At 61.1% G+C, this 25512-nt stretch carries 9 protein-coding genes (1 of these 9 only partly in view); 6 read left to right on the forward strand and 3 right to left on the reverse strand.

Going from position 1 to position 25512, the window contains the following annotated elements:
- The 3 genes from ACVHNU_RS08465 to ACVHNU_RS08475 form a co-directional block, all read left to right on the forward strand.
- Nucleotides 1–8501, forward strand: partial view of a non-ribosomal peptide synthase/polyketide synthase gene (locus tag ACVHNU_RS08465; RefSeq protein ID WP_473019440.1) — the 3' end only. Its footprint begins 9343 nt before the window's first position; only the last 8501 of its 17844 coding nucleotides appear in the window; its start codon lies beyond the left edge, outside the window; the stop codon is at nt 8499–8501.
- A 66-nt stretch (nt 8502–8567) separates the two neighbouring features.
- The gene (gene macA / locus ACVHNU_RS08470) at nt 8568–9716 is read left to right on the forward strand and encodes a macrolide transporter subunit MacA (protein ID WP_473019441.1); all 1149 of its coding nucleotides are present in this window, start codon (nt 8568–8570) and stop codon (nt 9714–9716) included.
- A 2-nt stretch (nt 9717–9718) separates the two neighbouring features.
- Nucleotides 9719–11674: a MacB family efflux pump subunit gene (locus ACVHNU_RS08475; RefSeq protein ID WP_473019442.1), complete on the forward strand. Its 1956-nt coding sequence runs from the start codon at nt 9719–9721 to the stop codon at nt 11672–11674.
- 1225 nt (nt 11675–12899) lie between these two features.
- On the opposite strand, the gene ACVHNU_RS08480 is transcribed toward ACVHNU_RS08475, so the two are convergent.
- The 3 genes from ACVHNU_RS08480 to ACVHNU_RS08490 form a co-directional block, all read right to left on the reverse strand.
- Complete coding sequence (locus tag ACVHNU_RS08480; protein WP_473019443.1) at nt 12900–16043, reverse strand: hypothetical protein; 3144 nt, start codon at nt 16041–16043, stop codon at nt 12900–12902.
- Between the two features lie 196 nt (nt 16044–16239).
- Entirely contained in the window at nt 16240–20250 is a 4011-nt protein-coding gene (locus tag ACVHNU_RS08485; RefSeq protein WP_473019444.1) for a hypothetical protein, read from the reverse strand.
- A 459-nt stretch (nt 20251–20709) separates the two neighbouring features.
- Nucleotides 20710–21477 carry a helix-turn-helix transcriptional regulator gene (locus tag ACVHNU_RS08490; protein ID WP_103486740.1) on the reverse strand — a complete coding sequence of 256 codons (768 nt, stop codon included), beginning with the start codon at nt 21475–21477 and terminating at the stop codon, nt 20710–20712.
- Between the two features lie 969 nt (nt 21478–22446).
- On the opposite strand from ACVHNU_RS08490, the gene ycaC reads away from it, so the two are divergent.
- The 3 genes from ycaC (at nt 22447) to ACVHNU_RS08505 (ending at nt 25485) form a co-directional block, all read left to right on the forward strand.
- Nucleotides 22447–23079, forward strand: coding sequence for an isochorismate family cysteine hydrolase YcaC (ycaC, locus tag ACVHNU_RS08495; RefSeq protein ID WP_007966399.1), 633 nt, complete (start codon nt 22447–22449; stop codon nt 23077–23079).
- Between the two features lie 202 nt (nt 23080–23281).
- Complete coding sequence (locus ACVHNU_RS08500) at nt 23282–24217, forward strand: Gfo/Idh/MocA family protein (protein WP_473019445.1); 936 nt, start codon at nt 23282–23284, stop codon at nt 24215–24217.
- A gap of 215 nt (nt 24218–24432) precedes the next feature.
- Nucleotides 24433–25485, forward strand: a complete 1053-nt coding sequence (locus tag ACVHNU_RS08505; RefSeq protein ID WP_473019446.1) for an isopenicillin N synthase family dioxygenase — start codon at nt 24433–24435, stop codon at nt 25483–25485.
- Nucleotides 25486–25512 lie beyond the last annotated feature (27 nt).

A 25512-nucleotide genomic window follows, 5' to 3' on the forward strand; every position in this document is an offset into this window, starting at 1 on the left:
TCGCCCGGCGCGATGGTCAGGAACCGCTGCGACTGGTGGCCTACTACACCGCGCACGACGGCACGCTGGACCTCGCCGACCTGCGTGAGCATTTGCAGGCGCAGTTGCCGGAATACATGGTGCCGAGTGCCTGGGTGCAGCTCGATGCCTTGCCGCTGAACAACAACGGCAAGGTTGATCGCAAAGCCTTGCCCGAACCGGATGCTGCGGCGTTGTTCACTCGTGAATACGTTGCGCCGCAGGGTGAACTGGAAACCGCATTGGCGCAGATCTGGGCTGAGACCCTGCAAGTCGAACAGATCGGCCGCCATGACCACTTCTTCGAACTCGGCGGGCATTCGTTGCTGGCGATGCGCATGCTGTCGCAGGTGCGCCAGCGTCTGGGCGTCGAATTGCCCCTGAGCGAGTTGTTTGCCGATCCGCATCTCAGCGCGGTGGCCGAGGTGTTGAATCGTGCCGGGCGCAGTACGCTGCCGGAGATCGTCGCGGCGGCGCCTGATCAAGCGCTGCCGCTGTCCTTCGCCCAGCAGCGCCTGTGGTTCCTCGCGCAAATGGACGGCGGCAATTCGGCGTACAACATTCCGCTTGGCCTGCGCCTGCGCGGGCAACTCGATGGCGAAGCGCTGCAACGCGCACTGGCGCAGATCGTTGCGCGGCACGCAACCCTGCGCAGCCGTTTCGTCAGCATCGACGATCAGGCGCAGGTGCTGATTGCGCCGGTCGATAGCGGTCTGCTGTTGCCGATTGAAGACCTGTGCCAAGACCCGCAGGCCGAAGCCAGCGTGCAGACGCTGCTCGCGCAGGAAGCCGCGACAGCCTTCGATCTACAACGCGATCCACTGATTCGCGGACGCCTGATACGTCTGGCCGACGAGCACCATGTGCTGTTGCTGACCGTGCATCACATCGTCGCTGACGGTTGGTCGATGGGCGTGCTGACCCGTGAGCTGATGGCGCTGTATCAGGCCTTCAGTCACGGTCAGCCGGATCCATTGCCGGCGTTGACGCTGCAATACGGCGACTACGCCGTGTGGCAACGGCGCTGGCTCAGCGGCGAGGTGCTGCAGCGGCAAAGCGATTACTGGCAGCAGACCCTCGACGGCGCACCGGCCTTGCTGACCCTGCCCACCGACCGTCCGCGTCCGCCACAGCAGGACTTTGCCGGCAGCAGCGTCGAAGTACGGCTGGATGAGCGTCTGAGCGCCGGGCTCAAAGCCTTGAGTCAGCGTCACGGCGTGACCCTGTTCATGACCCTGATGAGTGCCTGGTCGCTGTTGCTGAGTCGCCTGTCCGGGCAGTCCGACGTGGTGATCGGCTCGCCGGTGGCCAACCGCACCCGGGCCGAGATTGAAGGCCTGATCGGCATGTTCGTCAACACCCTGGCGCTGCGCATCGACACCTCGGGTGAACCGAGCGTGGCCACGCTGCTGGCGCGGGTCAAGGCGCGCACGCTGGAGGCGCAGGCGCATCAGGATCTGCCGTTCGAGCAAGTGGTGGAAATCGCCCGGCCGGCGCGCAGTCTGGCGCACAGCCCGTTGTTCCAGAGCACGCTGAGCTGGGACAGCAGCGTCGGGCCGAACCTGGCGCTGGGCGATCTGAGTCTTGAAGGGGTGGCCGCGCCGGGCCGGGTGGCGAAGTTCGACCTGACCCTGACCCTGGGTGAGGTCAACGGGGTGATTCGCGGATCGCTGGAATACGCCACGGCGTTGTTCGATCAAGCGACCGTCGAGCGTTACGTCGGCTACTTGCAGCGCCTGCTGGCGGCGATGGTCAACGATGAGCAGACAGTGTTGGAGCGGGTGCAATTGCTCGCCGAGTCTGAGCGTCAGCGCTTGCTGTACGACTTCAACGCTACGGCGCGCGAATACCCGCAAACGCTGACCGTGCACGGGATTTTCCAGCAGCAGGCAGCGGCGCATCCGAAGGCGGTGGCGGCGGTGCATGGCGAGCATTCGCTGAGCTACTTTGAGCTGAACGCCCAGGCCAACCGTCTGGCGCATCACTTGATCAGCCAAGGCGTACAGCCGGGCGATCATGTGGCGATCCTGCTGCCACGCTCGCTGGAACTGCTGGTGGCGCAACTGGCGATTGCCAAGTGCGCGGCGGCCTATGTGCCGCTGGACATCAATGCCCCGAGCGAGCGTCAGGCATTCATGGTCGAGGACTGTCAGGCAGCGGCGTTGCTGACCCTCAGCAGTGAAGTCATCGACTACGCTGCGCCACGCATCGACCTTGACCGCTTGATCCTCAGCGGCCAACCGACGCACAACCCGAACCTGCTGCAATCCTCGGAAGCGCTGGCGTACATCATGTACACCTCCGGTTCCACTGGCACCCCGAAAGGCGTGATGGTCCCGCACCGCGCCATCGGCCGCCTGGTGCTGAACAACGGCTACGCCGATTTCAATGCGCAGGACCGCGTGGTGTTCGCTTCCAACCCGGCGTTCGACGCCAGCACCATGGACATCTGGGGGCCGCTGCTCAACGGCGGGCGCGTCGTGGTGATCGATCACCAGACCCTGCTTGATCCAAACGCATTCGGCCGTGAGTTGAGCGCCTCTGGGGCGACCGTGCTGTTCGTCACCACGGCGCTGTTCAACCAGTACGTGCAGCTGATTCCACAGGCCCTGAAAGGCTTGCGCATGGTCCTGTGCGGCGGTGAGCGCGGCGACCCGGCGGCGTTCCGTCGACTGCTGGCCGAGGCGCCGGCGCTGCGCATCGTGCATTGCTACGGTCCGACCGAAACCACCACTTACGCCACGACATTTGAAGTGCGTGAAGTGGCGAAAAACGCCGAGAGCGTGCCGATTGGCGCGCCGATCTCCAACACCCAGGTGTATGTGCTCGACGCGCATCAGCAACCGGTGCCGATGGGCGTGACCGGCGAGTTGTACATCGGCGGGCAGGGCGTGGCGCTGGGTTACCTGAACCGCGCCTATCTGACCGCCGAGAAGTTCCTGCGCGATCCGTTCAGCGATCAGCCGGGCGCGCTGCTGTATCGCACCGGCGATCTCGCACGCTGGCTGGCGCCGGGGCAGCTCGATTGCATCGGGCGCAATGACGATCAGGTGAAGATTCGTGGTTTCCGTATCGAACTGGGCGAAATCGAAAACCGACTGCTCAACTGCCAGGGGATCAAGGAAGCGGTGGTGCTGGCGCGCCGCGATGGTCAAGACATCACGCGTCTGGTGGCGTATTACACCGCGCACGCCGGCCGCCTGGACAGCGCCGATCTGCATGCGCAGTTGCTGGCACGACTGCCGGAATACATGGTGCCGACCGCGTGGGTGCAACTGGATGGGTTGCCGTTGAACAACAACGGCAAGGTCGACCGCAAGGCACTGCCAGCGCCGACCCAGGCAGCGATGCTCAGTCGGGTGTATGTCGCGCCGATCTCGGCGCTGGAACAACATTTGGCGCGGATCTGGGCTGGCTTGTTGCAGCTCGAACAGGTCGGTCGTCACGACAACTTCTTCGAACTGGGCGGGCATTCATTGCTGGCGATGCGCATGCTGTCGCAGGTGCGTCAGCAGTTGGGCGTCGAGCTGACACTCGCCGAGTTGTTCGCCAACCCCGAGCTGGCCGCCGTGGCCGAGGTGTTGAGCCGGGCGGGGCGCAGCACCTTGCCGGAGATTTTGCCGGCGCCCCGCGATCAGCTATTGCCGCTGTCTTTCGCTCAGCAACGCCTGTGGTTCCTGGCGCAGATGGACGGCGGCAACAGCGCCTACAACATCCCGGTCGGTTTGCGCCTGCGCGGTCGACTGGATGAAGACGCGCTGCAACGGGCACTGGCACGCATCGTCGCCCGACACGAGACCCTGCGCAGCCGCTTCAGCCAGATTGACGATCAGCCGCAGGTGCGGATTCTGCCGGCCGACACCGGTCTGTTGCTGCCGGTAGAAGACCTGCGTCAGCACCCGCAGGCTGATAACGCCTTGCGCGGCCTGATCGAGGAACAGGCCTGCGCATCCTTCAATCTGCAGCACGATGCGCTGCTGCGCGGACGTCTGGTGCGTCTGGCGGATGATCATCATGTGCTGTTGCTGACGCTGCACCACATCATCGCCGATGGCTGGTCGATGGGCGTGCTGACCCGCGAGCTGGCCGCGTTGTATCAAGCGTTCAGCCGTGGCGAAGACGATCCGCTGCCGCCGCTGGCGCTGCAATACACCGACTACGCGGTGTGGCAGCGGCGCTGGCTCAGTGGCGAGGTGCTGCAGCGCCAGAGCGATTACTGGCAGCAGACCCTGGCCGGCGCGCCAGCCCTGCTGACCCTGCCCACTGACCGTCCGCGTCCGCCACAGCAGGACTATTCCGGCAGCCGCGTCGACATGCTGCTCGATGAAAGCTTGAGCGCCGGTTTGAAAGCCTTGTGTCAGCGTCGAGCGGTGACGCCGTACATGGTGATCATGAGCGCATGGGCGATGTTGCTCAGCCGTTTGTCCGGGCAGGACGACGTGGTGATCGGCTCGCCGGTGGCCAACCGCACCCGGGCCGAGATTGAAGGCCTGATCGGCATGTTCGTCAACACCCTGGCGCTGCGCATCGATACCTCGGGCGAGCCAAGCGGCGAGACGCTGCTGGCGCGGGTCAAGGCGCAGACTCTGGACGCTCAGGCGCATCAGGATCTGCCGTTCGAGCAAGTGGTGGACATCCGCAAACCAGTCCGCAGTCTGTCGCACAGCGCGCTGTTCCAGACCATGCTCAGTTGGGATAACAACGACGGCCCGAGCCTGACCCTCGGCGACCTGACCCTGGAAGGCGTGGCCGGCGAAAGCCATTTTGTGAAGTTCGACCTGTCGCTGAGCCTCGGCGATTCGCCCGACGGGATTCGCGGCTCATTGCGCTACGCCACGGCCTTGTTCGATGAGTCGACGGTGCAGCGTTTTGTCGGCTACTTCCAGCGGCTGCTGGCGGCGCTGGTCAACGATGATCAGGCGGTGCTTGCGCAAGTGCCGTTGCTGGACCGACAGGAGCAGCAGCGCTTGCTCATCGACTTCAATGCCAGCGAGGTCGAGTGCCCGCTGGAGCAGCCGTTGCACACGCTGTTTGAAGCGCAGGTGCGGCGCAAACCGGACGCCATCGCGCTGCAATCCGCGCAAGGCAACCTGACCTACCGCGAGCTCAATCAGCGTGCTAACCGTTTGGCCCAGCACCTGCGCGAACTCGGTGTGCAGCCGGACGCGCGGGTGGCGATCTGCGTCGAGCGCGGGCTGGATCTGGTGGTCGGTCTGCTCGGCATCCTCAAGGCCGGTGGTGCGTATGTGCCGCTGGATCCGGGGTATCCGGCGGAGCGTCTGGCGTACATGCTCAAGGACAGCGCGCCGACTGCGGTGCTGGTGCAGACCGCTACTCGCGGGTTGTTCGATGACTCTGCCGTGACGCTGATCGACCTGAATCAGGACACTTGGCAACACCTGCCGGATCACGATTCGCCAGTGCCGGGCCTCAGCGCCTCGAGCCTCGCGTACATGATCTACACCTCGGGCTCCACCGGATTGCCGAAAGGCGTGATGATCGAGCATCGCAGCGCCTGCAACATGGTGCACTGGGGCTCGCAGATTTCGCCGCCGACCGAACACGGTGCGTTGCTGCAAAAGGCACCGTTCAGCTTCGACAGTTCGGTGTGGGAGATCTTCTGGCCGCTGTGCTCCGGGATGCGTCTGGTACTGGCGCGACCGGACGGTAACCGCGATTCGGCCTATGTGGTGCAGACCATTCGCGAGCAGCAGGTGACGGTGGTCAAGTTCGTTCCTGCGCTGCTGCAGCAGTTCATCGAGCAGGACGGTGTCGAGCAGTGCACCAGCCTGACCGATGTGCTTAACGGTGGTGGTGAACTCAGTGCCGCGCTGGCGCGCCAGGTGCGCGATCGCCTGCCGTGGGTGCGGTTGCATAACGTTTATGGACCGACTGAAACCACCGTGGACAGCACGGGCTGGACGCTGGAACCGGACATGCCGGTGCCGGAGAGCGTGGTGCCAATCGGCACAGCCTTGAGCAACACGCGGCTGTACGTGCTTGATGCGTATGGTCAACCAGTGCCACAAGGCGTCAGCGGTGAGTTGCACATCGGCGGCGTCGGCGTAGCGCGTGGTTATCACGGTTTGCCGGAAATGCAGGCCGAGCGCTTCATCGACAGCCCGTTTGTGGCGGGGGATCGCCTGTACCGCACGGGAGATCTGGCGCGCTACAACAATCATGGGGAACTGGAATTCCTCGGCCGCAACGACTTCCAGATCAAGCTGCGTGGCTTGCGCCTGGAGCCGGGGGAAATCGAGGCGCGGTTGATCGAACATCCGGCGATTCGCGAGGCGGTGGTGATGGTCCGTGATGAGCGTCTGGTGGCCTGGTACACCGTGCGCTCGGGCGTGGAAGCACCGAGTCTTGAGACGTTGCGCAGCCATGTGCTGGAGCGTCTGCCGGAGTACATGGTGCCGGGCGCGTTCGTGTTGCTCGACGCCTTGCCGCTGACACCAAACGACAAGATCGATCGCAAAGCCTTGCCGGAACCGGGTGCAGACGCGGTGATCAACCGCCCATACGTGGCGCCACAGGGTGAAGTCGAAACCGCGCTGGCGCAGATCTGGGGTGAAGTCCTCGGCGTCGAACAGGTCGGTCGCCATGACAACTTCTTTGAACTGGGCGGGCATTCGTTGCTGGCGGTGAAGCTGGTCAATCTGATGCAACGGGCCGGGCTGCAACTGTCGCTGGCCGAACTGTTCCAGCATCCGAGCGTCGAGTCTGCCGCTGCGCTGCTCAGTCAGGGCGAGGCGGTGAGTCAGCCTGAAGGGCTGGTCGTGGTGCGTGCCGGGACGCACGGTACGCCGCTGTTCCTGATGCACGAATTCAGCGGCAGGGACGTGTATTTCCCGACGCTGGCCCAGCACATCGGTGGCGAGTTCCCGATTTACGGCCTGCCCGGCGTACCGCTGGGGCAAGCGCAATTGCGCACGCTGGAGTGCATGGCGCAGCGCATGGTCGGGATCATCCGCGCCGTGCAGGCACATGGGCCGTATCGATTGGCAGGCTGGTCGTTCGGTGGGGTGCTGGCGCATGAGGTCGCGCAGCAATTGCTCGGCCTCGATGAGCCGGTGGAATTCATCGGCATGCTCGACAGCTACGCGCCAAACCCGCTCGCTCAGGACAAGGCGCTGTGGAGCGGCGAGGGCCTCGACAAGCGCCAGTTGCTCGGCCATTGCCGTGGCCGTTCGTTGATGCTCGGTGCCGAAAGCGAGGCAGCACTGGCGGCGGTGCAAGCACTGGAAGCGCAAGTCGAACAACTGGATTTCCCCGAGCTGTTCAAGAGCTGCCAGGCACAGCAACTGACCGATCCGGAACTGGCGGCGGTCAGCGCGACGGACGCCTGGCATTACTTTGATCGCGAAGCGGCGCATCGCCTGGCGCTGGCGCATTACCGGGTCAGCCCGGCGAGCCAGACGATCCATCTGTTCCGTGCACAGGAGTTGATGGACGGCCAGTCGCTGCCGAGCCCGACGCGCGGCTGGGAGGAGCGCTTCGATATTGGTTTGCTGCACTGCATCGACATCCCCGGCGATCACCGGACCATGATGAAGTACCCGCACATCCAGGCACTCGGCCAGGCCATTACCCAGGCGCTGGAAACCTTGGTAGCGCCGGAGCCGACGCTGTATCAACCGCTGCTGACGATTCAGACCGGGCAGCCGGGGCATGCGCCGATTTTCTGTGTGCCGGGGGCGGGTGACAGTGTCACCGGGTTCATTCACCTGACCGAGGCCATCGGCCCGGAATGGCCGATCATCGGCCTGCAACCGCGTGGGCTGGACGGCGTCAGTGTGCCGCACAGCGCGGTCGAAGCCGCTGCCGCGTTCTACCTGCAGGCCATCGAGCAGATTCACCCGCAAGGGCCGCTGCACCTGATCGGCCATTCGTTCGGCGGCTGGGTCGCGCACGCCATGGCCGCGGAGTTGCAAGCGGTCGGGCGCGAGGTGGCATCGCTGACGTTGATCGACAGCGAGGCACCCGGTGGTGACGGCACGGCGGGCAAGCCGTACACGGCCACTGCCGCGCTGCAACGGTTGATCGACACCCTGCAACTGTCCTGTGGCAAATCGCTGGGCATCGATCCTGCGACCTTCGCCAACGCCGATGACAGCACGCAACTGCGCCTGCTGCACGAAGGCATGGTGCGCGCCGGGGTGTTGTCGGAGCGGGCGGCGCCGAACGCGATGCACGGCCCGGTGCGGACCTTCGCCAGTGCCTTGCGCACGGTCTATCAACCGCGTCTGGCCTACACCGGGCCGGTGCGGCTGGTGCTGGTCGATGACCCGACGCTGGACGAGTGGGGCAATCAGCGCGAACAGGCGGCGGTGCTTGCAGGCTGGCAGCGGCAGGTCAGCGATCTGGCGGTGTGGTACGGGCCGGGCAACCACTTCACGATTCTCAAGGCGCCCAACGTCTTCAGTTTCGCCGCGTGGTGGCATGACGGTCTGTCGCTGGCGGTCGGCGAAGTGCTGTCCTGAGTGTTGTTTTTCTATCAAGACCCGGCCTCTGGCCGGGTTCATCCCTGAACGGACTTGTGGTTATTTATGGAAAAGTCGAAGTTGCGCAAAGTCGGTATGGGGTTGGCGTTGGCGGCGGTGGCCGGGTTGGTGCTGTACACGGTGCAGGCACCCGCCGAAGCGCCGAAATACCAGACGGCGCCGGTCGAACGCTCGGATATCGAAAACACCGTGCTTGCCACCGGTTTGCTCGAAGGCGTCAAGCAGGTGGACGTCGGCGCTCAGGTGTCGGGGCAGTTGAAGTCGCTCAAGCTCAAGGTCGGCGACAAGGTGAAGAAGGGCCAGTGGCTGGCCGAAATTGATCCGCTGGTGCTGCAGAACACCCTGCGTCAGGCGCAGGTCGATGAGGAAAACCTGCAGGCGCAAAAGCGTGCCACGCAAGCCCAGCTCAAGCAGACCAAAGCGATTTACGAGCGCTATCAGAACCTGCAGGAAGACGCCTCGATCTCGCGTCAGGATTTCGAGACTGCGCAATCGAACTACGAGGTGCAGCAGGCCAACCTGCTGTCGCTGGACGCGCAGATCAAAAGCGCGCACATCCAGATCGATACCGCCAAGGTCAACCTCGCGTATACGCGGATCGTCGCGCCGATCGATGGCGATGTGGTCGGCATCGTGACCCAGGAAGGCCAGACCGTGATTGCCAATCAGTTGGCCCCCGTGCTGCTGAAACTGGCGGATCTGGACACCATGACCATCAAGGCCCAAGTGTCGGAAGCCGACGTGATCCACATTGCGCCGGGGCAGGAGGTGTATTTCACCATTCTCGGTGAAGACAAACGCTATTACGGCAAGCTGCGCGGCACTGAGCCGGCACCGCAGAACTTCCTCGAAACGCCGCCGGCCGGTACGCCGAAACAAAACACCGCGGTGTTCTACAACGCGCTGTTCGAGGTGCCCAATCCCGACCATCGCTTGCGCATTTCGATGACCGCGCAAGTGCGCATCGTCCTCGATACCGCGCAATCGGTACTGACCGTGCCGGTGGCCGCGCTCGGGCCACGCAACGCCGATGGCAGCTTTCCGGTGCGGGTGCTGGACGCCAAGGGCCAGGCGCAGTCGCGCAACGTGCAGACCGGGATCAACAACAACGTCAAAGTGCAGATCAATCAAGGCCTCAGTGAAGGCGAGCGGGTGGTGATCGGTGATCCGTTGCCCGCCGTGGCGGGGGCTTGAGCATGACGCAGCCGCTACTGCAACTGACCGGCATCACCCGCAGTTTTACCGCCGGCGACCGTGAATTTCTCGCACTGAAGAACATCAACCTGACGATCAATGCCGGGGAAATGGTGGCGATCATCGGCGCCTCCGGCTCCGGCAAATCAACCCTGATGAACATCCTCGGCTGCCTCGATTACGCCACCGCTGGCAGCTACAAGATCAATGGCCAGGAGACCCGCGACCTCGATGATCAGGCGCTGGCTGAGCTGCGCCGCGATTACTTCGGCTTCATCTTCCAGCGCTATCACTTGCTGCCGCACCTGAGCGCGATGCACAACGTCGAGATGCCGGCGATTTACGCTGGCATTCCCGCGCCGCAACGCCACGTCCGCGCCCGCGAGCTGTTGGCGCGACTGGGTCTCGATGGGCACCTGACCCACCGGCCGAGCCAGCTCTCCGGCGGTCAGCAGCAACGGGTGAGTATCGCCCGGGCCTTGATGAATGGCGGGGAAGTGATCCTCGCCGACGAACCCACCGGCGCCCTCGACACCGCCAGCGGCAAGGAAGTGATGCGCATCCTGCTGGAGCTGCACGCGGCCGGGCACACGGTGATTCTGGTGACCCACGACCCGAAAGTCGCGGCCAACGCCGAGCGCATCATCGAAGTCAGCGACGGTGAAATCCTCAGCGATCGCCGCAACCAGCGCGACACCGGGCAACTGCCGGGTGAAGACGTGCCGCCAAAACCCCCGGCGACCCGCCGCCTGGTGGCCAGCCTCGGGCTGTTCAAGGAAGCCTTTAACATGGCCTGGGTGGCGCTGATTTCGCACCGCATGCGCACCTTGCTGACCATGCTCGGGATCGTCATCGGCATCACCTCGGTGGTGTCGATTTCGGCGATCGGCGAGGGCGCGAAAAACTACGTGCTCAAGGACATTTCGGCAATCGGCAGCAACACCATCGATATCTATTCCGGCACCAGTTTCGGCGACAAGCGCGCCGCCTCGATCGAGACACTGGTGCCGGCGGATGTCACCGCGCTGAATCAGCTGTATTACGTCGACAGCGCCACCCCGGTGGTCGGCCGCAGCATGCTCCTGCGCTATCGCAACATCGACCTCGACGCGCAGATCAACGGCGTCAGCGAGCAGTACTTTCAAGTGCGCGGGATCAAACTGGAGGCGGGCATCACCTTCAGCGAGAGCGATGCACGGCGCCAGGCGCAGGTGGTGGTGATCGACTACAACACCCGGCATCGGCTGTTCGCCGAGGGCGTCGATCCGCTGGGCCAGGTGATCCTGATCGGCAACCTGCCGTGCACGGTGATCGGCGTGGCAGCCGAGAACAAAAACCTGTTTGCCTCGGGCAAGACCCTCAACGTCTGGGTGCCGTACGAAACCGCTGCTGGGCGCCTGCTCGGCCAGCGCTTCCTCGACAGCATCAGCGTGCGGATCAAGGACGGCCAGTCGAGCAAAGTTGTGGAAAATCACGTCACCCAATTGATGCTGCAACGCCACGGCATCAAGGATTTCTACACCAACAACCTCGACAGCGTGATGCAGACCGTGCAGAAAACCAGCCGCTCGCTGGCCTTGCTGCTGTCGCTGATCGCGGTGATTTCGCTGGTGGTCGGTGGCATTGGCGTGATGAACATCATGCTGGTGTCGGTCACCGAGCGCACCCGCGAGATCGGCATTCGCATGGCGGTCGGCGCCCGCCAGTCGGACATTCGTCAGCAGTTTCTGGTGGAGGCGGTAATGGTCTGCCTGCTCGGCGGGGCCATCGGCATTTCCCTGTCGTATGCCATCGGCCACCTGTTTTCGGTGTTCATCAAGGAGTGGGAGATGGTGTTCTCCATGGCCTCGGTGGTGACGGCGGTGATCTGCTCGACGCTGATTGGCATCGTCTTCGGCTTCGTCCCGGCGCGAAATGCTTCGCGCCTGGACCCGATCGAGGCGTTGGCACGGGACTAACTGCCGGAGCTGATTGGCCGGGCTCGTGCCTGAAGTGCACAAATCGAAAGGGACGGGTCATGAACCCGTCCCTGTTTTTCGTCCAGGCCTGCTGGCAATGGCGGCCTGACAGCCAACCGGTCCTCAACTGAATGCACCCAATCCAATTGTGGGAGCCAGCCTGCTGGCGATGGCGGCCTACGAGCCGACCAATTCCTAACTGAATACTCTCGGTCAAATTGTGGGAGCTGGCTTGCCAGCGATGACGGCCCACAAGCCGATCACCCTCCCAACTGAATGCACTCATTCCAACTGTGGGAGCGGGCTTGCTCGCGAAAGCGGCCTGCCAGACAACATCAAAACAACAGAGCAGACCCCGCACATAAACGCACCCTCGCAACCACGTTTAAAGTACACGAACCGTTACGCCATAACGGCTACAACACCTTGCGCCGTTACCTACGCGTACGCCAGAATCCGCCGGCTTACACGGCTATGGGCCGGGCTATATCGTTTCCCAGTCACTGCAAAACAGTGATGGGGTTTGGTAGCCCGTCTCGAGTTGTATTGCGACACCTTCATTGCTGTCCCTTTTTTGAGGAATAGCTTTGTATGGTGGGCATGCGTGGGGCTCATTCGTGAGCGCCGGGTTTCCCAATTCGACCGGTCTACCAACCCGCGCATGGCCGCCACCCGCCGTTTGGTAGCGAGGGTGATGGCTCCTATTGTTCAGAGTCGTTAGCGGCCGCCAGCGACATGGCCCGCGACATCGGCGACAACCCACAGCGCCGGGCCATGCTGATGCTGCATCAGGTGATCATGCTCAGTGAACTGATGGTCAACCGAGTACTGGACGGCCGCCGCGTACCGAACTAACTGCCCGGTCCCCTGTAGGAGCTGCCGCAGGCTGCGATCTTTTGACGTTGCTTTAAAAAACAAGATCAAAAGATCGCAGCCTGCGGCAGCTCCTACAGTGAGTAATCCTTTCAAAGTAACTCGATCGGAGTTCCCGCTGATGTCCGAAATGGATAATGTTGTGCCCAAGGAATAGGCGCTGGCAGATCTGGCCTCTTCGCGAGCAAGCCCGCTCCCACAGTGGATCTGCGTTGGTCACTGCTTAAGTGCCCGGCAAAGATCCCTTGTAGACGTGAGCCTGCTCGAGATTGCCATTAAATAAGTCCCTACCCTTATCCGTTGTATTCAGATTGTCCTGAGTAGGTGGCGGTTGCGGGGTATCAAGCCCGGATTACCTGATGCCGTACCCGTTTGCCGTGTCGCCTCCAAAACCCAGATCTCTTAAAGCCTTCGTTTCTCCTGTGGCCGGATAAATCGCCCAGCGTTTGCCAGTGCCGGCCGAATCAGCCGCCCAGCACCATGCACTTTCTGTCGCTAAGCCCGCATAGGTGCTGATATATGAACGCCACTCCGCCAAGGACGGAATTCGCCCACCCTGGTTAGCCGCCGCATTGCTGCATTGAGTATAGGTATTGAACACGCTGGTTCCGAAGATTCGATACACGTTCGAGACTGAAACAGGGTAGGACACCGTCTGGTTTGCACTATCGCGAACCGTAATGACAGCGGTACCGTTGCCTTTGGAAATCACCCGACCATTGGTGATATTCACTTCTGCGGCCGCCGAGTTGCTTGATGAGTATTGATAGGGTGGGACGCCCCCGTTTGCCTGCCTGTCGACAAAACTGCCAGCCGGAGGATTTGTGGGGGTGTGATCGGAACGGAAAATCCAGCCGCCAAGCGATACAGGCTCGGTATTGATAACCAGAGCAAGAGCCGCTTTGATCGTGTAGGTACGCACAGGGAATACCACCGCCTCACTCTCCACCGTGCTCTGACCAAGCGCCGCTTTAAACTCCAGTGCCAGGTTGCTGCCATCCTGCAGGTTTTTGATTTCAGCGATTGCAATATCGGAAGTGAAGAACTGGTTAGCGATCCAGTCGTCGTTGGTGAAGGCCGTCGGCGCGCTCCAGATCTCGCGCGCGTAGGCGCTGCCGTCGGCATTGGTCCCGCGCAGGCGCAACCAGACGTATTGGTTGAGGGCAATCAGCGGCCAGTCACCCATGCGTACGGAAGCTTGGCTCAGATCGCCGGTATACAGTTCCGGGCCGGCGCCGTCGTTGTCGGCCTGCTCGATGGTGGGGCTGGCCAGCGCGCTCTGCGGCATTGCTTGCACCGTCAGGTCAAATACCCGGGACGGTGTTGTATGACCATCAATGATGACGACGTAGGAGACTTTTACCGGCTTACCCAGGTTGAACGCCACCACGCTGTTCGGGATCGCAAACTCAAGCCCTTCGCTTACCGCACGCGGCACCGAGGTGTGCGACCCGCCGGCCGGCGTGCCGTCAGCGCCAATCCAGGTGACGATGATTTCATGGTTTGGCAGCAATTCGGGGTTGTCCGGCACCACGATGGTCAAGGTGTCCCTGACCAGCAGCGGGTTGAGTGCGCTGTCGCCGTTGTTCTCCTTGATCGAAGGGGCGAGCAGTTCCAGCGCGACTCCCACGGTGAACACCAACGGATTCGAGTAACTGGTCTTGCCCGTCTCGAACCGCAGGATGCTGTAGCTGACGCTGAGTTTCTCCCCACGCCGCGCTTCAAAATGCTTCTGCACAAAGGCTGCATCAAGCGGGAAATCCACGGGTCTGCCGGCAGTGAGGGCGTTCAGGGTTTTGCTGCCTTGGTCCAGGAGCGCGCCATGGGCATCACGCAGTTGCCAGGTGACCACGTCCTGGGGCTTGGTCGGGTTGGCGAGCGGGTTCGGGCAAGTGATTTTGCTTGTGCCGTCGGACAGATCATCGGGTTCCAGGATGCCGTTCTCTTCACCCTGGACGATCGGGGGCACCAGTTCCAGTTGTGCTTCGCCCACGGTCAGCAGCTCTGCATGCTGCGATGCCCGCCTGACGACTACGCCGTCCTCGTCGCTGAGCAGGTTGTAGGACAGGTCCAGCGTGCCGCCCTTGAGCAACTTGAGGTGCTGGACGCCATCCACCTTGACGATGAAGCCCAGCGGGTTGCTGGCGTCGGCCGCGCTGAGGATATGCCAGTCCAGCTGCGGGTCATACGTGATCGAGTCGGCCTGGGTGCCCAGCCATTTGAGTTCAATGCCCATGTCTTCTTCGAAGCGATCGTCATGAGGGATGCGGATGCTCACTTGCTCCAGGTCGGGCTTGAGCGCACCGTTCACGGCATCGTCGGCGATCGGCGCGGCGAGGCGATAGGGGTCGCCGATGATGGTGATGAAGAGGCTCTTGGAGCGCTGAATCACCGCGCCGCCACGTTCCAACTGGTAGAAGAACACCGCCTGGGTTTTGGCCAGCTCCCGGGCGGCGCTGTTGGGCAGAAAGACGCTGACCACCAGCGGCGGTTCTTTGTTGATGGTCTGGCGAGCGTCGTGCGCCACGGGAACGCCGTCCAGTGTGCTGCCATTGATGTACATGATGATCACGTCGTTTTCCTGGAAGTCCGGCGACGTGGCCCAGACCCTCAGTTCCAGATCTTCATCTTTCAAAGTTTCGAGGTGCAGCTCCTGGCCGTTGGCCTGCTCAAGGATGGGCATGTTCAGTCGCGAGTTGCCGGTGTCGACGACGATGCGCGTTTCGCTGCACCAGTCTTGCGCCGCGTTGTTCACCAGATCAAGGATGGTAAACGTCACGGGGACCCCCAGGGGGCCCGAATCCCCGGCCCGGAGGATGTCCGCTTCAGTGACGTTGACCTCGATCGGATGGGCATCCGGATCGTCAACCTGTGCCTGAGTGACCGGTGCGGAGCGAATCCGCACGCCACCCCAGCTGACGATGATCACATCACCTGCGGCGCAGTTCGGATAGGGCCGTTTCGAAAGGCTGCCGGGTTTGGCCTTGATGGTGATTTTCACGCCATTTCTGGCGGTTTCCTTGTCCACGCCGTCGGCGATGATGCGCGGATCGATGTACTGGTACAGCTCGGAATGTTGACCGGGATCGGGGTCCAGATCCTGGCCGCCGGGCAGGTCGAGCTTGATATAGATCTTTACTGGCGGCTTGTAGGGTTCGGGGGTCTGGTGGTCGCGCTTTATGGTATAGCCGAGTGTGTGTGAGCCGTTGATGCTGTGTCTCGGCTCGACCCAGAGTGTCACCCGTTGACCTAATTGAGCTGTTTGCGTGAGGGTCTGCTGGTCGACGGTGGCACCATCGAGCTGAAGCTCGATCCCGTCACCCAGTTTCATATCGGCATAGGGCAGAACGTGCACCTTCAGGCCGTTTGTGAAGTTGCCCAGCGCGGCGGCGTAGTTGATACCCCATTCGCCGGAGGGCAGTTGCGGTTCCGTGCGGCCCGGGATTTCCGGTTCACGCAGGTCCTTGGGAATTTTTCTGGACGGTTGAATGAGCATGCTGGCAACTCCGGTAGGAAAAGGGGCGGCACAGGGATTTAAGGCTCAGGTGAGGCGGGTTGGCTACTGTCAGAAATTACAGGTGGGGGCGTATTTGCGACGAGTGGTAACGTGCTCGAAGTGCGGAAATCGAAAGGGGACGGGTAATTGAACCCGTCCCTGAATTTCGACTACTTGATACTTTGCTTTTATGGCGTCACAGGCGAAATATGAAATTGTCAAAGCCAATGGCGGTAGGGCCGGTCGTGACAATCATTTTTCGCATTCCACTCCCTTGGAAGTCAACAAATCCCGCTTCGAATAGCTCTGATGTTAATAGTCTTCTTTCGCCTAGCAGTATATCGTTTGAATCATAAAATCTAGCAACTGTTCCTGGGCTAACTGTATTTGCATAGTTGAATGATATATATGAGTAACTGCCTTTGAACTCAAATGTGCAGGTTTTTGAACCGCCATTTATATATAAGTGCATCCCGGAGAAAGGCGGTTCAAATGGAGGGTTAAATGCAATGGCGATATATTCTTCTCCCCTTCGAGTGCGTTCGATTGTCATTGAACGAATATCCAATCTGCTTGGATCAGAAGGTGAGCCTAGACCCTCAAAGTTCTCGCTCAATATAATTGGCGATACGATGACCACCCACGGGGTAGAAGTGTTTCCTTCCGCATACTGGGCCGTGAAGCGGTGAGTAGTAGTGCTTAGTCCTGTTATGTCCAACGTCCAGATGCCACTGCTTGGGTCAGCGGTCACCTCGCGGTCATACCCGGCAGCCTTGATCCGGACTTTCCCACCTTTGACAGCGTCTCCCGTCAGCGTGATGTTAGTGTCGAATGTGCTTTTGCCCTCCGGAATAGGGTTACCCTTGGAGTCTTTGGCGCCGGTAATTTTTGGCGGTTCTGCCTTGATCTTGTAGTTGCGTACAGGAAAGACCAAAGCCTCACTCTCGGAGACGTTCTGACTCAGTGCGGCTTTAAACTCCTCGCTCAGGTTGCTGCCATCCCGCAGGTTTTTGATTTCAGCGACTGCAATATCGGAAGTGAAGAACCCGTTAGTGATCCAGTCTGAATCGGTAACGTTGCTCGGCGCGCTCCAGATCTCGCGTGCGTAGGCGCTACCGTCGGCATTGGTCCCGCGCAGGCGCAACCAGACGTATTGGTCGGGGGCGATCAGCGGCCAGTCACCCATGCGTACGGAAACGCGGGTCAGGTTGCCAATATTCAGTTCCGGGCCGGCGCCGTTATTGTCGGCCTGCTCGATAGTTGGGCTGGCCAGCGCGCTCTGCGGCATTGCTTGCACCGTCAGGTCAAATACCCGGGACGGTGTTGGATGACCATCAATGAGGACGACGTAGGAGACTTTTATCGGCTTGCCCAGGTTGAACGCCACCACGCTGTTCGGGATCGCAAACTCAAGCCCTTCGCTTACCGCACGCGGCACTGAGGTGTGCGACCCGCCGGCCGGCGTGCCAACAGCGCCGTCCCACTTGACGCTGATTTCATAGGTTGGCAGAAACTCTGCGTTGTCCGGCACCACGACGGTCAAGGTGTCCTTGACCAATACCGGGTTGAGCGTACTGTCGCCGTTGTTCTCCTTGATCGAGGGTTCTTCCAGGTTCAGACGGGCGCGGGTGATAACCGTATAAGTACGCACCGGAAACTCCACCGCCTCACTCTCCACCGTGCTCTGACCAAGCGCCGCTTTAAACGCCAGTGCCAGGCTGCTGCCATCCTGCAGAGCTTTGAGCTCATCGGCTGGAAGCGGAAAAGTGAAGAACCCGTCAGCGATCCAGTCGTCGTTGGTGAAGGCCGTCGGCGCGCTCCAGATCTCGCGCACGTAGGCGCTGCCGTCGGCATTGGTCCCGTGCAGGCGCAACCAGACGTATTGGCCGAGGGCAATCAGCGGCCAGTCACCCATGCGTACGGAAGCTTGGGTCAGGTCGCCGGTATACAGTTCCGGGCCGGCGCCGTCGTTGTCGGCCTGCTCGATGGTGGGGCTGGCCAGCGCGCTCTGCGGCATCGCTTGCACCGTCAGGTCAAATACCCGGGACGGTGTTGGATGACCATCAATGATGACGACGTAGGAGACTTTGACCTGCTTGCCCAGGTTGAACGCCACCACGCTGTTCGGGATCGCAAACTCAAGCCCTTCGCTTACCGCACGCGGCACTGAGGTGTGCGACCCGCCGGCCGGCGTGCCGTCAGCGCCGTTCCAGGTGACGATGATTTCATCAGTTGGCCGCAACTCGGGGTTGTCCGGCACCACGGCGGTCAAGGTATCCCTGACCAGCAGCGGGTTGAGTGCGCTGTCGCCGTTGTTCTCCTTGATCCAGGGGGCGAGCAGTTCCAGCGCGACTCCCACAGTAAACACCAACGGATTCGAAAGGCTGGTCTCTTCTGTGGCATGGCGCCAGAGTTGGTAGCGGACGGTGATCTTGCTGCCGCGGTTCGGTTCGATGTGCTTGGCCACGAACTCGGCATCCAGCCGGATGAGCCAGTCCTGTCTGACAGTAAGGGCATTGAACTTGATCGAACCCGTCTCCCCGCCGGAGACGTCGCCCTCCCAGAACCACTGGGCCTCATCGTCTATCACCCATGGCCTCACGAGCGGCTTGTAGATGGTCATTTCAGTGGTCCCTCCAGGCAGCTTGCCCGGCTCCAGGAAATGGTTCTCCACACCCTTGACCATCGGTGCATTCAGCTCGAATTGCGGTTCACCTACATTGAGCACCCTGGCGTGCACGGATTCCTGTCTGATGATATCGGCGCCTTTGGCTTTCAGCAGGTGGTACCACACCTCCAGGTTTCCGCCATTGATAGGCTCGAGGGGGTCGTTAGCCACGTTGATGGTAAAACCATCGGGATCCGCGAGGTCCTTTTCATCCGGAAAGTAATAGCCCAACTCAGGCAAGTGGGTGCTGCCGTCGGGGCTTTTACCCAACAGGAACAGCTCGATGGCGTTGTCGATCTCGATGAGCGGATCAAACGGAATACGGATGTTGATTTCCTTATGGATAGGGTCGATGAAGTCTCCCACGGCCTCCTTGACCGTCGGTGCGGCGAGGCGGTGGGCTTCGCCTTTGAAATCTACAAACTGCCCTTTGGAGAGTGGAAGACGGCTGCCGTTGCGTACCAGGTGATAAGAGAACATGACCTGGGTATTGACCAGTTTGCGCACGTCGGCAATGGGCAGCTTGAAATGGTAGTTATGCGGGAGATTGTCGACGATCTGGGTCGGGGCAGTGACGTCGACCTTTTCGCCATCCACGGTGGTGCCGAACATGGTCAAGTAGATGATGTCATTAAGCTCGAAGCGCGGTCCGGTGGCCGTGACTACGGCCGTGATGTCGTTGTTGCCCTGTTTATCGACGTCAAGCTTATTGTTGACAGCCTCCTGAACGATAGGCGCGTTCAGCCGGTCGATGCCGACAGTGACGACGATACGGGTTTCCTTGCACCAGTCTTCCGATTCATTGTCGACCTTGTCGCGCACCTTGAAGGTGACCGCCAGACCAGAGTCGTCGGTGTCACCGACGCGCTCAATGATGGCTTTGGTGATCCGGATCAGAATCGGGTTGGCCACCGGATCGTCGATCTGCGCCTGGGTCACCGGTGTGGACTCCACAAGGGTGCCACCCCAGTAGAGACGGATGACGTCGTCCACTGCGATGTCGGGGTAAGGCAGGCCGCTGCCGGACTCGGACCTGATGACAATCGGCACTCCCTCTTCGGCAACGTCTTTGTCCACACCGCCGTTGACGATTTCCGGGGGAATGTACATGTACAGGTTGGAGTGACCGGGGCCCGGGTCGGTGTCCTGGCCACCGGGGAGTTCCAGTTTGACGAAGAGGTTGAGGGGCTTGTCCGGACGCTCTTCTTTTTGATTGGGCTGTTTGATTTCGTAGGTGAGCTCGTAAGAACCGGTCTGCAGATGACGGGGGGCCACCGACAAGACTGTGGGCTGGTCGAGTTCGCTCTTATTGATGATGGGACGCCCGTCGACCTCACGGCCATCGAGCAGCAGCTTGACGGTGTCGCCGATATCCTTTTTGGCCCAGGCGGGGATCAAGACAAGCATGCCGAGGTCAGGAAAGGCGAATACCGCCGCCCGGTTGATCCCCCACTGGCCGGAAGGCAGGAGGCGCCCGGGGACCAGCGGGTCCAGCAGTGAATGGGGGGCAGAGATTTTTTTCTTGGGCTGAACGAGCATGGTCGGAACTCCGTGCGAACTGTCGGGGGACAAAGGGCGTGGAGTTATTCAGCGCTGAAGATGACGGCTCTGGCTACTGTCAGAAATTACAGGTAGGCGCTGTTTTCTGACGAGTGGTAAGGCACGGCCCGACGGATAAAAAGACGCTTTCCGGCATCACTCGGCGCCTTCTGTGCGTGTCGCCGGCAGTGTCTGCAGGGCTTGAATGAGATGGTTGCCAGCCGTACCGGCCTCTTCGCGAGCAAGCCCGCTCCCACAGTTTTAACCGGGTGTTGCCGTAGCCATTGGCTCAGCGCATACCAATGTGGGAGCGGGCTTGCTCGCGAATGCGGTGTGCCAACCAACACCTTAAGTGCCTGACACGACCTTTTCGCGAGCAAGCCCGCTCCCACCCTTGAAATTTACTCTCCTGTGGGAGCGGGCTTGTTCGCAGCGGCAGTTCCTGCAGATCGGGCATCATCAAGCAGCGTGGGGTGAGCCGGGCAGGGTGGCGGTATGTTCAGGCGAATACATCCAGCGCATCAGTGAATGCCGGCCGCTGATCCCCAGCTTGATCGCGGCGCGCTTGAGATAGCTTTCCACCGTGTTGACCTTCAACTGCAACTGCTCGGCCAGCTCCGGCGCGGTGCGCCCGGCGAGCAGGCCGATGCACACTTCGGTTTCGCGATTGGACAGGCTCAGGCCCAGTTGCTGTAAACGCTCGTTGAAGCGCAGCCGCAGGTTTTCCAGGCCCTGTTGTGCGCCGTCAGCGCCGGGCGACGGGTCTTCTGTGTTGGCCTGCTGGGGTTGCAGGGCGTGAATGTGTTTTTCCAGCATCGGCAACAGCACCGGAGAAATGTCCTGCAACAAACTCTGCTCCTGAGCCGAGAATCGCTGCGACTGGTCGTTGCGATACACCGAAATCACGTAGCGGTAGCCGTCCTTGCGCCGGGTCAGGTGCAGCTGCGAGGCATCGGCGCTGGCCGAGGCTGGCGGGTCCATCGGCTCGCTCGAGCGTGCGGCAATCTGTTCGCAGAATACCGTTTCAGCCTGCTGGGCCGAGTCTTTGCCGGTTTCCGGCGGGTTGCGATGGGCGGGGCGGCCCACCGGCTCGACGCGCATCTGGCGAATGTGGGTGGCGTCCACCGCCAATTGCGTCTGGATCAGGTCATGCAGCATCCGCGGAAAGTGCCGGCTGCCGGTGCTGGCGATGACTTTACCGATATGGGGAAACAGGTGTGAGTTCATAAACATCATCCATGAGTTGCAGGTGAAACAGTCCCATTCCTGACCTGCGCCGCGCATGTTCCCTGGTCGGCGCAATGTCAGGATGTGGATCCTATCCTAGTACAACGTTTGAAAGACGGTTTAATGAAGGTGTTATTAGCTCATAACTTCATCCACAGGGTTATGCGGTGAACCCAGGAATGTCGGCCTGCCGAGATCATTGTGGGAGCGGGCTTGCTCGCGAAAGCGGTGCGTCAGTCATTTGAGATGTTGCCCGGAATGACCCCTTCGCGAGCAAGCCCGCTCCCACAGGGTTATGCGGTGAACCCAGGAATGTCGGCCTGCCGAGATCATTGTGGGAGCGGGCTTGCTCGCGAAAGCGGTGTGTCAGTCATTTGAGATGTTGCCCGGAATGACCTCTTCGCGAGCAAGCCCGCTCCCACAGGGTTATGCGGTGAACCCGGGAATGTCGGCCTGTCGTGATCCAGTGTGGGAGCGGGCTTGCTCGCGAAAGCGGTGTGTCAGCCATTTGAGATGTTGCCTGGAATGAATCCTTCGCGGGCAAGCCCGCTCCCACAGGGTTATGCGGTGAACCCGGGAATGTCGGCCTGTCGAGATCCAGTGTGGGAGCGGGCTTGCTCGCGAAAGCGGTGTGTCAGTCATTTGAGATGTTGCCCGGAATGACCCCTTCGCGAGCAAACCCGCTTCCACAGGGTTATGGGGCACCGCTACCCGCAAGGCCTGAACTTCATTGGCGCAACGATGGAGAGTGTCCTGAACCGGGCACCGTGCAGTTTGATGATCGCCAAACCAATGCCCGAGCCTGATTGAGTTGGAGGCTGGCAAGTCAGTGTTATGTCGCCAGGATTGTCCGTTATGAGTTGACAGTGAAACACTTTTCAACTGATTTATCGGTTCCGGTCGTGTCAGTAATCTGTGCCCATGTTCAACGCAACGCCAACTACCTCAACCAAGAAAAGGGATTCAACCATGAGCACTGCAACCTACAACCGCCTGAACAAAGACGACGCCGTAGTCCTGCTGGTCGACCACCAGACCGGTCTGATTTCTCTGGTTCAGGACTTCTCGCCGAACGAGTTCAAGAACAACGTCCTGGCCTTGGCCGACCTGGCGAAATTCTTCAACCTGCCGACCATCCTCACCACCAGTTTCGAACAAGGCCCCAACGGCCCGCTGGTTCCGGAACTGAAAGAAATGTTCCCCGACGCGCCGTACATCGCCCGCCCGGGCCAGATCAACGCCTGGGACAACGAAGACTTCGTCAAGGCGATCAAGGCCACCGGCCGCAAGCAGATCATCATCGCCGGCGTCGTGACCGACGTCTGCGTAGCATTCCCGACCCTGTCGGCACTGGCCGAAGGCTTTGACGTATTCGTCGTCACCGACGCCTCCGGCACCTTCAACACCACCGTCCAGCAAGCCGCGTGGAGCCGCATGACCCAGGCCGGCGCACAAATGATGAACTGGTTCTCGGTCGCCTGTGAGCTGCACCGCGACTGGCGCAACGACATCGAAGGGCTGGGCAATCTGCTGTCGCAGCGGATTCCGAACTACCGGAACTTGATGAACAGTTACTCGGCGTTGACCGCGCAGCAGAAGTGACTGCAGCGTTGTGAACGTGAAAAGCCTGCCCTGAAAAGCAGGCTTTCTTTGTTTGCGCCGCTGCCTCAGCGTTGCTACCCGTTGCAGTGAAGTGAGCCCTGGCGTCTGGGTTTTTTTGATCAGACTCAGCTGGGTATTCCCTGACGTTTACGGCTAATCTGCGCACTCGCTGACGACAACAAGACAAAAACAGGAGTCACTGATGCAACCGATCCGTCTCGGTCTGGTGGGCTACGGCAAGATTGCCCAGGATCAACATGTGCCGGCAATCAACGCCAATCCCGGATTTCGTCTGGTGGCGGTCGCCACGCAAGGCAAACCCTGTGTCGGGGTGGAGAACTTTCACTCGTTGAGCGAGTTGCTGGAACACGGCCCCGAGGTGGATGCGATCGCGTTTTGTACGCCGCCGCAAGGTCGATTCGCACTGGTGCAGCAGGCGCTGGCCGCCGGCAAACATGTGTTGGTGGAAAAACCGCCGTGCGCGACGCTGGGCGAAGCGATGGCCCTGGTCAGTCAGGCGCAGCAACAGGGTGTCAGTGCGTTGTTCGCTTGGCATTCGCGCTACGCCCCCGGCATTGAAGCCGCCCGCGACTGGCTCGCCAGCCGTACGTTGCAAAGCGTGCAGATCGACTGGAAGGAAGACGTGCGCAAGTGGCATCCCGGTCAGACGTGGATCTGGCAACCCGGTGGTCTGGGCGTTTTCGATCCGGGCATCAATGCCTTGTCGATTGTCACCCGTTTGCTGGCGCAGCCATTGTTTGTCGAAGCCGCCGAACTGCGCGTACCGGACAACTGCCAGTCGCCGATTGCCGCGTCGATCAAGATGTCTGACGCGAACCGGCTCGACGTGCAGGCGGAGTTCGATTTCGACCACGGTCACGACGAACTCTGGAGCATCGAGATTCGCTGCGCCGAAGGGCTGCTGCGCCTGGACAACGGCGGGGCACTGCTGAGCATCGACGGCGTGCGCCAGGCGGTGTCGGAAGAGGGCGAGTACACGGCGGTGTATCGACACTTTCAGCAACTGATTGGCGACCGGGCCCGCGACGTCGATCTGCAGCCGCTGCGGCTGGTGGCTGACAGTTTCTTCGTCGGCAGCCGAGTGGCAGTCGAGCCGTTTTATGACCCGGCACGCTGATCAGTTCAAGCGGGAGAGCTGTTGCGCGATGACTGCGAACCTGAGCGTCAGGCCTAAGCTAATGCAAAAAGGGTATTTGTTCGTCGTTTTTAAGATCGTTTAGTTTTGTCTCACGACGAATCAAACGCATCAAACCGATAGACCCCCGATTGCCATGACGGCACACGCTGAATCGATCAAAGGCTCTTCAGGTTTGGTTCACACGGGAGTGAATCATGCCGCATACCCTCGATATCACTACGCTGCCGACGCTGGACCTCTCATTGTTCGAAGGCACCGCGCAACAGCGTTATGCATTTCTTGAAAACCTGCGTCACGCCGCGCGTGACGTCGGCTTTTTCTATCTCACCGGCCATGGCATCGACAGCCACCTGCTCAAGCAGGTGCAGGACCACGCCCGTCAGTTCTTTGCCTTGTCCGAGCAGGAAAAGGCCGCCGTCGGCATGATCAATTCGCCGCACTTTCGCGGATACAACCGTGCCGCTTCCGAGATCACCCGTGGTCAACCCGACTGGCGAGAGCAGTTCGATCTCGGCGCCGAGCGCGAAGCGTTGCCGCTGGACGCGGACAGCCCGTTGTGGGCACGCTTGCAGGGGCCCAACCAATGGCCGCAGGCCTTGCCGCAACTCAAGCCGTTGCTGCTCGAATGGCAACAGGCGATGACGCGCATGGCGTTGCGTCTGCTGCGTGCCTTTGCCCAGGCGCTGTCGCTGCGGGCGGACGCGTTCGATCAGTTGTACGGCGACAAGCCCAACGAACACATCAAGTTGATGCGCTATCCAGGCCAGGCCGCCAACGCGAGCCAGCAAGGCGTCGGCGCGCACAAGGATTCGGGGTTCCTGAGCTTTCTGCTGCAAGACCAGCAGGCCGGTCTGCAAGTGGAGGTCGAGGAAGGGCGCTGGATCGATGCGCTGCCCCGCGACAACACGCTGGTGGTGAACATCGGCGAACTGCTGGAGCTGGCCACCAACGGTTATCTGCGCGCCACGGTGCATCGGGTGGTGTCGCCGCCCGCAGGCAGCGAACGCTTGTCCATCGCCTTCTTCCTCGGCGCGCAACTCGATGCCGTGGTACCGCTGTATCCGTTGCCCACCGTACTGTTGCGTGAAGCGCGTGGCCCGGCGAGTGATCCGCTCAATCCGTTGTTTCGCGATGTCGGCTGGAACTACCTCAAGGGTCGGCTGCGTTCGCACCCCGACGTCGCCCGGCGCTTTTATGCCGATGCATTGATTCCTGCAGCACCGCTGCGCAAGACCGCCAACGCCTGATTCATCACTCGCTCAAGGACTCCGCAC

It is taken from the genome of Pseudomonas sp. Ors-4-3C (assembly GCF_055755035.1).